Source organism: Corallococcus sp. CA047B, assembly GCF_003612065.1.
In the GTDB taxonomy this organism is placed as follows: Bacteria; Myxococcota; Myxococcia; order Myxococcales; family Myxococcaceae; genus Corallococcus; species Corallococcus praedator.
Window position 1 is genome coordinate 1 of sequence record NZ_RAWD01000364.1, and the last position, 8,977, is coordinate 8,977.

Consider the following 8,977-nt stretch of genomic DNA (forward strand, 5'->3'; position numbering starts at 1 on the left):
GCCCTCGCCGCGCTGGCCGTAGGGGTTCTCTTCGTGTTCAGCAAGAACACCGCGCCCTTCGTGCTGCTGCTGCTGCTCACCCTGCATCCGCTGCTGCGCGCCTGGGGGCGGCTGCCCCAGGGGCCGCGGTGGGTGACGCCGTCGCTCGCGGTGGTGGCGCTGGGAGCGCTGGCCTTCACGCGGCTGTTCGACACGTCCATCCACACCAACCTGGCCAACAACGTGATGGGCCGGATGTTGACGGACCCCGCCGCTGTCGAGCGACTGCTCACCCGCGACGGGATGCCTCCAGGGGACTACGTCCAGGCCTGTGCCGGGGGGCACGTCATCACCCCCTGCTTCGACGGGGGCACGCTGCACGACTGGCATCCGGAGGAGCTCAACTACCGTCTGCGCCCGGACCGCTGGGGGTTCACGCGGTGGGTGGCCACGCGCGGCGGAGGAGCCTACGCGCGCTTCCTGGTGCTGGATCGTCCTGGGGCCACGTGGCGCGAGGTCTGGAGTGCACTCGACACGGGCCTGCGCGACGGCACCGTGACCTTCATGACGGCCTATCTGTCCTTCCGCCCCGAAGCCCCGGAGCGCAGCAACCTGGAGCGGCTCGCCGCGCGCCACGAGGCCTGGCGCGTGGGCCCGCTGGGAGTGGATCCGGCGAAAGCCTTCACGGAAGCGATCGCCAGAGTGGGGCTGGGCACGCCGCTGGGCATGGGGCTGTGGGTGCTCGCGGGGCTGCTGGTGCTGCGCTGGCGCCCGTCCGCGACGCTGGCCCTGGGCATCGCGCAGACGGTGACGGGCGTGGGGCTGTTCGCGCTCGCGTACGTGGGGGACGCCATCGAGGTGGAACGCCACGTCTTCCCGGCGCTCTACCTGCTGGCGCTGGGCATCGGGGTGCTCGGGGTGGGCCTCGTCGGCGCTCTGTCCGCGCGAAAATCCTGAGTGCGGGAAGGACCTGCCCGCTCACGCACTTGACGGCGTTCCGCACGTCCTTGACGTTCTGACAGAAGACCCATCGTGACGCGTGTCCCGGACGTCAGGGCATCTCACGGCGGCCATGCACGTGGTCGCGGGTCGAGTCGAAGCGCTCGCGTGCCTTCTTGACGCCTCCGATGTGGTCGATTGACCAATTCCGGAGTGCGTCAACGATGCCGTAGAGCGAGCGGCCGAGCGGCGTCACCTCGTACTCCACCGTGACGGGGACCGTCGCGAAGGCGCGGCGCTCGACAAGGCCGTTGCGCTCAAGGCGGCGCAGCGTCTGGCCGAGCATCTTCTGCGTGATGCCTTCGACCTTGCGCTTCAGCGCGTTGAAGCGCACCGGCCCGTCAGCAAGCGCCAGCAGGAGCAGCACCGACCACTTGTCAGCGAGCTGGTCGAGCAGCTCACGCGTCGGGCACGTTGCTACGAAGGGGCCTCCCGGTCTGCGTGCAGCCATCGTGGTTTCCTCCAGGTGCCTTGGTTCCATCCAGGTCCCCTGAACTCCTCCTGGTATCCTCTTGATACCAGGTATCCGCGGGCACATGGTTGGCCCCATGAGCGATTTCCAGCATGACGTCGTCGAGGCCAACGGGATCGCGATCCACGTCGCGTCGGCGGGCAGGGGGCCGCCGCTCCTCTTCCTCCACGGATTTCCGCACACCTGGTTCGTCTGGAGGAACGTGATGCGCGCGCTCGCCAGCGAGCATCATGTCATCGCACCGGACCTCCGGGGCCTTGGCGCAACGACGCGCGCGACGTCGGGCTACGAGCTCGACACGCTCGTCGCTGACGCGCTCGCCGTGCTCGACGCGCACACGAAGGAGCCTGCGATTCTCATCGGCCTCGATCTCGGCGCGCCGATTGCGTTCCTCACCGCCGCGCGCCATCCAGCGCGCGTGAAGAAGCTCGTCGTGATGGAGGCGCTCCTCGGTGGGCTTCCTGGCGCCGAGTCATTCCGTCCGCCGTGGTGGTTCGCGTTCCACGCGATCCCCGACATGCCGGAGGCGGTCATCTCGGGCCACGAGGAGGCGTACCTCGACCACTTCTTCACCATCGGCACGAAGCGCGGCCTCCCCGCCGAGGCGCGCGCCGCCTTCCTTGAGGCCTATCGCGGCCGCGACGCGCTCCGCTGCGCCTTCGCGCACTACCGCGCGCTCCCCGAAAACGCTCGGCTCCTCGCGAAGGTCGAACGGCTGACTGTCCCGACGCTCGCGATCGCCGGGGGCGTCGTTGGCGACGCGCTCGCACGTCAGATCGCGCCGCTGTGCGACCACCTCGTGACCGCGCGAATCAGCGACGCCGCACACATCCTGCCCGAGGATCAACCCGAGGCGCTCGCCGCGCTCCTGCGCGGTTTCGTCCGTGGCTCCCGCTGAAGCTCAAAACGCCCTCAGGTCCAGTCCTACGTCATCCTGCTGAACGGGCTGGGCCGTTGACCCGGAGACGCTGTCGTGTCCGCACCCTGTGGGTGCCGAGGCTCCCTGCGCACTCCTCGGTGCCCCCCCGGGCACGTCGCCTGTGAAGAACACCACGCGCGAAGGATGCGTGTGATTCAACAATGACAGTTCAAGGAGATTGTTCGGGGAGCGCTGTCCCGGCCAACTCCTTCTCCAGCAAAATCTGCCTCCATGAAAATAATGCAATGGGGCGAGCTGAGTCAGATGTTGAGCGGACACGCCGAACCACGAGGATGCTACATCCAGCAGTTGGCGAGGGAGGACATCCCACAGGTCACCGAGCACCTGCGCGAATGGTATCCAGACATCCAGGTCGGCACGGAGAGTCGTCACCTGGAGCCCTCTTTCTACGAGCGGGAGTTCTTCCTGCGCGGAGAGAGTCCTGACCGCTCTTTGTATGCGATGCTGTGTCGCTCCCAGGAGCGACACGAAATCATCGGGCTGCTGACGCTTGAAAAGAATGTGCGGGGGTTGCAGATCTCCGCGCCCATGGGAGCGATCAAGCCCTCGCACCGGGCCCTGGGAATCGGTCAGCTGGGAGTCACCGTCCTGGAGGCCGTGGGCCGGAGCATTGGCGCCGAAGTGGCCCTCTACTATTCCACGCTGAAGCTTGCCCGGGCCCAGCTCAACGCCGAACACCACGGCTTCAAGCTGGTGGGCATCGTCCCGGCCTTCGACATGGATGCCATTGCCCCCGGCACCGTCAAGCGTGTCTATGAGGCCATCTACGCCAAGGTGCTCACCGGCCCGGAGCACGTCCACATCCCTGACTGGAATGCGCTCATCCCGTCCACCCGGGCGCTCTTCACCCACCTCTTCGGTGCCCACCCCATCCACCTCGCCAATGCGCCGGTTCAGGAGCGCAAGCATGGTTGAGATCCGCACCTTCGAGGGCGACGCCGGGGAAGCCTCCCGCTTCGTCAATGGTGTCTGGCAGGAGCTCTACGGCAAGCAGCTTCCCCTGGCCGTATGGGACGCGCACTTCTTTGACTGGCTGCTCTTCCGCGAGGGCAAGGCCCCACGCGACTACCTGGTGGCCGCGTACGCGGATGGGAAGCTGGTGGGAACGCTGTTCGCGGAGCCCGCGAGGATCCGCCTGGGCTCGCAGGAAGTGGATGGCACCTACGGGAGTTGGGCCAGCGTGGCCCCCTCGCACCGCAGACAGGGCATTGGCGGGAAGCTGGCGCAGGAGATGCTCCTGCGACACCGTGAGCGGGGAGCGCGGCTCCTCCTGGGTTGCGTGGCCGCGGGAACGGATGGGCCTGGCTTCTGGCACCAGACGCAGCATGCGCGCATCCTCGATGGAATGGGGCTCTGGGTGCATGTCTTTGACGCCCAGGCGCTGGCTCGCTGGTCGATGCACGCTTCGGAACGCGCGCTGTTCACGCTGGCGCGTCCGTTCCTCCGGCACCGGTTCCGGCGAGCGCAGGCCCAAGGCATCCGTCCCTACCGTCCCTCGGACCTGCCCCGGTGCATGGCACTGGTCCAGCGGATGATGAAGTCCGTGACGCTGGGCTACGCGTACACGGCGGAGCGGCTGGCGCATCAGCTTCAGTACCGCGAGGTGCCGCGCACCTTCGTGCTGGAGCAGGCAGGCGAGGTTCGGGGGTTCGTCAACAGCTACTCCATGCGGATGACGGGCCGGGAGACCATGACCGCGGAGGTCGTGGACCTGATGGCCTTCGACGACGCCGTGCCCGTCACGGAGCGGCGGCGACTGTTGCAGGTGGCGATGCAGGACATGGAGCGCCGGGGGGTGAGCTGCGCCGCGATGCTGCGGGGCCCCTGCATTCCCGCCCCCCTGATGTGGCGCGCGGGCTGGGTGCCATTCCCCGGGGAAGCGAAGGTGACGTGCCTGCTGCCGACTCCCGGGCTGGAGCTGCCCGCGGCCCCTTCCGTGTTCACGCACCTGCGTTGAAGCGATGTGACGGACTCTCTCAAAATTGAATCGCGTGGCGTTGTCGGCCCCCGGGCCTGACGTTGCATTCCGATGTGATGGAACGGAACATCAGCGCGCTCATTGGCGACGCCTTTGTTCCCCGTTGATGCGAACGACTCCGAGGAGTGCTGTTCGGGCTCGGAGATGGCACCTTGGAAGCTGCATGCCCCCCATCACGGGCCAGGACCTCCCATGACCTACCCCAACGCGTCCCCCGACTTCGACCCGCAGCTGGCCGCCCTCCTGCCCGCGCTGGAGGGATATGTGCCCCTGAAGATGACGCTGGAGCAGCTTGAGCACTTCCGTGGTTTGAGCCGCGTGACCCGGGAGGACCTGATTGGCGACGCGAAGGTCCACTGCGTCGATGTCAGCATCCCCGGGTATCAGGGCGCCGGGATCACGGTCTCGGTCATTTCCCGGCAGGACCACTCGGCTCCGGGGCCTGCGGTCTACTTCATCCATGGCGGCGGAATGGTGATGGGGACCCGCTTCGCGGGAGCGAAGCCGCTCGTGGACTGGGCGCTCCGTCATGACGCGGTTTGCGTGACGGTCGAATACCGGCTGGCGCCCGAGCATCCAGCGCCCACCCTGGTGGAGGACTGTTACGCGGGGCTGGTGTGGATGGCGGCGAACGCCGGCCGGCTGAAGTTTGATCCGAACCAGTTGGTGATCTTCGGCGGGAGCGGCGGCGGCGGGCTCGCGGCGGGAACCACGCTCCTGGCCCGGGATCGGCAAGGCCCGAGGCTGTTGGGACAGCTGCTGCAATGCCCGATGCTGGACGACCGCAATGAGACGGAGTCCGCCCATCGGTACGACGGCGCTGGAGTCTGGGACCGCACCAGCAATCTGACGGCCTGGCGGGCGGTGCTGGGCGACCGCTGCGGGGGCCCGGAGGTGTCTGCCTATTCCGCGCCCGGGCGTGCGACGGATTTGCGAGGGCTGCCACCGACCTTCATCGACGTCGCGGCAGGGGAGACGTTTCGGGATGAAGCCATCGCCTATGCGCGCGGAATCCTGGCGGCGGGCGGTGAGTGCGAGCTGCACGTCTGGGGCGGAGCCTTCCACGGCTTCTATGACATTGCCCCGCGGTCCGACGTGGCGCGTGCCTGCATCGCGACGCGCGACGCGTGGCTGGGACGGATGTTCGCTCGGGGGGCCGCGGGCAGGGGCGCCATGCCGGTTTCCGGTGATTGAGCAGCCTCCCATCGCGGTACGTGCTGTAGTGAGGGTCCCTGACGGACAGGAGGCTTCCTGGTGAAAACGCTTTCCTTTCTTCCGCTGCTCTTCGCCTGCCTGGCGGTGCCCGGCGGCCCCGTGCTCGCGGCGGCGCCCCCTCCCACCGCCATCGAGGGCCTGGACGCGCTGTACCCCGAACTGGACGCGCTCTACCGCGACCTGCACCAGACGCCCGAGCTGTCACTCCAGGAGGAGAAGACGGCGGCGAAGCTGGCCGAGCGCCTTCGCAAGCTCGGCTTCGAGGTGACCCCGAAGGTGGGCGGGCACGGCGTGGTGGCCCTGCTGCGCAACGGCAAGGGGCCCACGGTGATGCTGCGCACGGACCTGGACGCGCTGCCGGTGGAGGAGAAGACGGGGCTGGCCTACGCCAGCAAGACGAAGTCGAAGGATGCGGCCGGAGCGGACGTCGCGGTGATGCACGCGTGCGGGCACGACGTGCACATGACGTCCTGGCTTGGCACGGCCACCCTGCTGGCGCGGACGAAGGACCGGTGGCGTGGCACGCTGATGCTGGTGGGGCAGCCGGCCGAGGAGATTGGCTCGGGGGCCCGGCAGATGCTGGCGGACGGCCTGTTCAAGCGCTTTCCCAAGCCGGACTTCGCCGTGGCCCTGCACACCGTGTCCACCGCCGCGGCGGGGACGGTGCAGTTCACCCCCGGCTATGCGCTGGCGAGCGTGGACTCGGTGGACGTCACCCTCCACGGCAAGGGCGGGCACGGCGCGTACCCGCACACCACCGTGGATCCCGTGGTGATGGCGGCGCGCACCATCCTGTCGCTTCAGACACTCATCAGCCGGGAGAAGAGCCCGCTGGAGCCCGGGGTCATCACGGTGGGCGCCATCCACGGTGGCACCAAGCACAACATCATCCCGGACGAGGTGCGCCTGCAGCTCACGGTGCGCACGTACAAGCCGGAGGTCCGCAAGGCGCTGCTGGCCGGCATCGAGCGCATCGCCAAAGCGGAGGCGATGGCCTCCGGAGCGCCCCGTCCTCCCGACGTCAAGGTCACCGAGGGCACGCCCGCCACCTTCAATGACCCCGCGCTTACGAAGCGATTGGTGGACGCGGTGGGCAAGGTGCTGGGCGAGAAGAACCTCAGTGAGACACCGCCCGTCATGGGCGGCGAGGACTTCTCAGAGTACGGCCGCGCGGGCGTGCCCGCGGTGATGATGTGGCTGGGCATCACCGAACCCAAGCGCTTCGCGGAGGCCAAGGCCGCGGGAGAGACGCTCCCGTCCCCGCACTCGCCCGTCTACGCGCCGGACCGCGAGCGCACGCTGCGCACCGGCGTCACCGTGCTGACCACCGCCGCGTTGGAGCTGCTCGGGAGGCCCTGAGAGAACGGAGAGGCGCATCCCACCTGCCTCCCGCGCTCCGCCCGCCCCCGTCAACGGGTGCCCGGGCCGGCTTGACGCCATGGGACCCCTGTGACCTAGCGTGGGGCCATGCGGAATCTGCGTGTGGTGCTCGGCCTCGTGGCGGTGCTCTTCGTGGGGCAGGCGCGGGCCGAGGATACCTTCATCCTTTGGCCGCTGATTGACATGAGCGGCGTCCACGTCACCGTCAACGTCAGCAATGGTTACGCGAACATTGGGCTCACAGCAGAAGCGCTACGCACCCTCGCTGAGCTGACGTTCCGGCGCCGCGGGATCCGAGTCCTTACTGAGAAGGAAATGTACTCGGCAGAAGGAATGCCACAGGCGCACATCAGTGTGAACTTGCTTTCGGCGTCGGATGGAATGGTTGTCTATACTACGCGCCTCTCTCTCCGCCAGAACGTCACAGGCAGCAACGGACGAGCAATTGCGACCGCCGAGACATGGACTGACGCGGGCTCCCTCGGCATCGCCCATCGGCTAGAGCTTCTCGGCGTGATTCGCAGCTCGGTCGAACAAATGGCCGAGAAACTTAGCAACGACTACCTCAAGGCGAATCCGCCGAAGCCTGTCGTCGAGAAGGAACTCCTCGGCGAAGCCAATGAGGCCGCGTCGAAGAAGAAGCCAGCGTCCCCGCCCAAGTCATCGGGCGTGAGATGAAGCACTACAGCGGCGGTCGCCGGCGATGATGCGGTAGCCGTCGCCGTCCTTGCGGACGAGGATGGGCTGGAGGATGCCCTGTGCCTTGATGGACTCGGTGAGTTCGAAGTGAGGGCTCCCGCTTTCATCGCGTCCACCCCTGCACCACCCGTACAGGGGAGAGCTTGGCCGTCGTCGTCCCGTCACCCAGTTCGCCGTTGGCGTTGGAGCCCCAGGCCCAGACGGTGCCGTCCGCCCCCGCCGCGATGCTGTGAAATTCGCCTGCAGCAATGCTGGTCACTCCGCTGAGACCCGGTACGCGAACCACCGAATCGTAGCGATTCGTCGTCGTTCCATCGCCCAGTTGGCCGTAGGCATTCCTGCCCCAAGCCCAAACGGTCCCGTCCGATTTCAGTGCCAAGGAGTGGGACGCACCAGCGGCAAGGGCGACCACGCCGGCAAGTCCCGGCACCGTCCCTTGAAACGAATAGAAACTCGAGGTCCAGACGGTGCCATCCAACTTCACCGCCAAGGTGTAATATGGCCCAGAGGCAAGGGCGACCACGCCGGTGAGGCCCGGCACCTGTATCGGCGTTAAGCGGTTCGTCGTTGTCCCGTCGCCCAACTGACCGCTGGCGTTTTTGCTCCAGGCCCAGACGGTGCCGTCCGACTTCAGCGCCACGGAGCTTTCGCCGCCAGCGGCAAGGGCGACCATGCCGGTGAGGCCCGGCACCTGCGTCGGCGTGTAGACGTCATATTTCCATTCATCATTATTGCCCGACTGGCCGCTGAAGTTTCTACCCCAAGCCCAGACGGTGCCGTCCGACTTCAAGGCCAGGACGTGGTTGTCACCCGCGGCGGTGGAGACCACTCCGGTGAGACCCTGCACCTGCCCCGGTGTGAAATTTTCGTCGCCCCCCGTTGCCCAACTGGCCGCCGTAGTTTTTCCCCCAGGCCCAGACGGCACCGTCGGCCTTCAGCGCGAGGGTGAAGTACTTATCACCTGGGACGACGGCAACCATTCCGCTAACAGCACCTAACGAAAGTCAGGGCTGGGCTGGCCGTTGGCAAGGGGCATCATCAGCTTGAGGGGCATGGTCCGTGAACTCGTCCCCGACGCCTTCTGGCAGCGCGTGGCGCCCCTGCTGCCTCCGCCTCGGCCGAAGAAGAAGCTGGGCCGCCCTCGTGCGGACGACCGGGCGGCGCTGGAGGCCATCGTCTTCGTGCTCCGGAGCGGCATCCCGTGGGAGATGCTGCCTCGCAAGCAGTTCGGCCTGTCGGGCATGACAGCCTGGCGCAGGTTGGAGGAATGGACCCGGGCCGGCGTGTGGGAACAGCTCCAGGCGCGGCTGCTGGA

The 8,977-nt window shown here is 67.4% G+C and carries 11 protein-coding genes and 1 pseudogene; 8 read left to right on the forward strand and 4 right to left on the reverse strand.

Annotation, left to right across the window (positions count from 1 at the left end):
• Positions 1-936 (forward strand): hypothetical protein (locus D7X74_RS35705; protein WP_233602401.1); only part of this gene is annotated, 936 nt, incomplete at its 5' end.
• Between the two features lie 94 nt (positions 937-1,030).
• Here D7X74_RS35705 and D7X74_RS35710 read toward each other — a convergent pair.
• Complete coding sequence (locus D7X74_RS35710; RefSeq protein ID WP_120537464.1) at positions 1,031-1,429, reverse strand: helix-turn-helix domain-containing protein; 399 nt, start codon at positions 1,427-1,429, stop codon at positions 1,031-1,033.
• 97 nt (positions 1,430-1,526) lie between these two features.
• Here D7X74_RS35710 and D7X74_RS35715 point away from each other — a divergent pair, with 97 nt between their 5' ends.
• The 6 genes from D7X74_RS35715 to D7X74_RS35740 all read left to right on the forward strand — a co-directional run bounded on the left by D7X74_RS35715 (position 1,527) and on the right by D7X74_RS35740 (position 7,641).
• Complete coding sequence (locus tag D7X74_RS35715) at positions 1,527-2,348, forward strand: alpha/beta fold hydrolase (RefSeq protein ID WP_120537472.1); 822 nt, start codon at positions 1,527-1,529, stop codon at positions 2,346-2,348.
• A 252-nt stretch (positions 2,349-2,600) separates the two neighbouring features.
• Positions 2,601-3,305, forward strand: coding sequence for a hypothetical protein (locus D7X74_RS35720; protein ID WP_233595307.1), 705 nt, complete (start codon positions 2,601-2,603; stop codon positions 3,303-3,305).
• Positions 3,298-4,347 (forward strand): GNAT family N-acetyltransferase, encoded by a 1,050-nt coding sequence (locus D7X74_RS35725; RefSeq protein WP_120537466.1) that lies wholly within the window; start codon positions 3,298-3,300, stop codon positions 4,345-4,347. Before D7X74_RS35720 ends, D7X74_RS35725 begins: the two co-directional genes overlap by 8 nt.
• Before the next feature lie 213 nt (positions 4,348-4,560).
• Positions 4,561-5,562: an alpha/beta hydrolase fold domain-containing protein gene (locus tag D7X74_RS35730; protein ID WP_120537467.1), complete on the forward strand. Its 1,002-nt coding sequence runs from the start codon at positions 4,561-4,563 to the stop codon at positions 5,560-5,562.
• Positions 5,563-5,622: 60 nt separating this feature from the next.
• The gene (locus D7X74_RS35735) at positions 5,623-6,942 is read left to right on the forward strand and encodes an amidohydrolase (protein WP_120537468.1); all 1,320 of its coding nucleotides are present in this window, start codon (positions 5,623-5,625) and stop codon (positions 6,940-6,942) included.
• A gap of 108 nt (positions 6,943-7,050) precedes the next feature.
• Complete coding sequence (locus D7X74_RS35740; protein ID WP_147446803.1) at positions 7,051-7,641, forward strand: iron-containing alcohol dehydrogenase; 591 nt, start codon at positions 7,051-7,053, stop codon at positions 7,639-7,641.
• Here the strand turns inward: D7X74_RS35740 and D7X74_RS35745 are convergent.
• The 3 genes and pseudogenes from D7X74_RS35745 to D7X74_RS44600 form a co-directional block, all read right to left on the reverse strand.
• Positions 7,630-7,746, reverse strand: a pseudogene (locus D7X74_RS35745) (ParB N-terminal domain-containing protein); the annotation flags it as partial. The gene D7X74_RS35740 and the pseudogene D7X74_RS35745 sit on opposite strands and share 12 nt — an antisense overlap.
• Positions 7,747-7,765: 19 nt before the next feature.
• Entirely contained in the window at positions 7,766-8,491 is a 726-nt protein-coding gene (locus D7X74_RS35750) for a hypothetical protein (RefSeq protein ID WP_158620279.1), read from the reverse strand.
• A complete protein-coding gene (locus D7X74_RS44600) occupies positions 8,469-8,642 on the reverse strand; it encodes a hypothetical protein (RefSeq protein ID WP_120537471.1) in 174 nt (57 codons plus the stop codon). The genes D7X74_RS35750 and D7X74_RS44600 overlap by 23 nt, the downstream gene beginning before the upstream one ends.
• Positions 8,643-8,714: 72 nt before the next feature.
• On the opposite strand from D7X74_RS44600, the gene D7X74_RS35760 reads away from it, so the two are divergent.
• The coding region (locus D7X74_RS35760; protein ID WP_147446804.1) for a transposase at positions 8,715-8,977 on the forward strand (263 nt) is incomplete at its 3' end.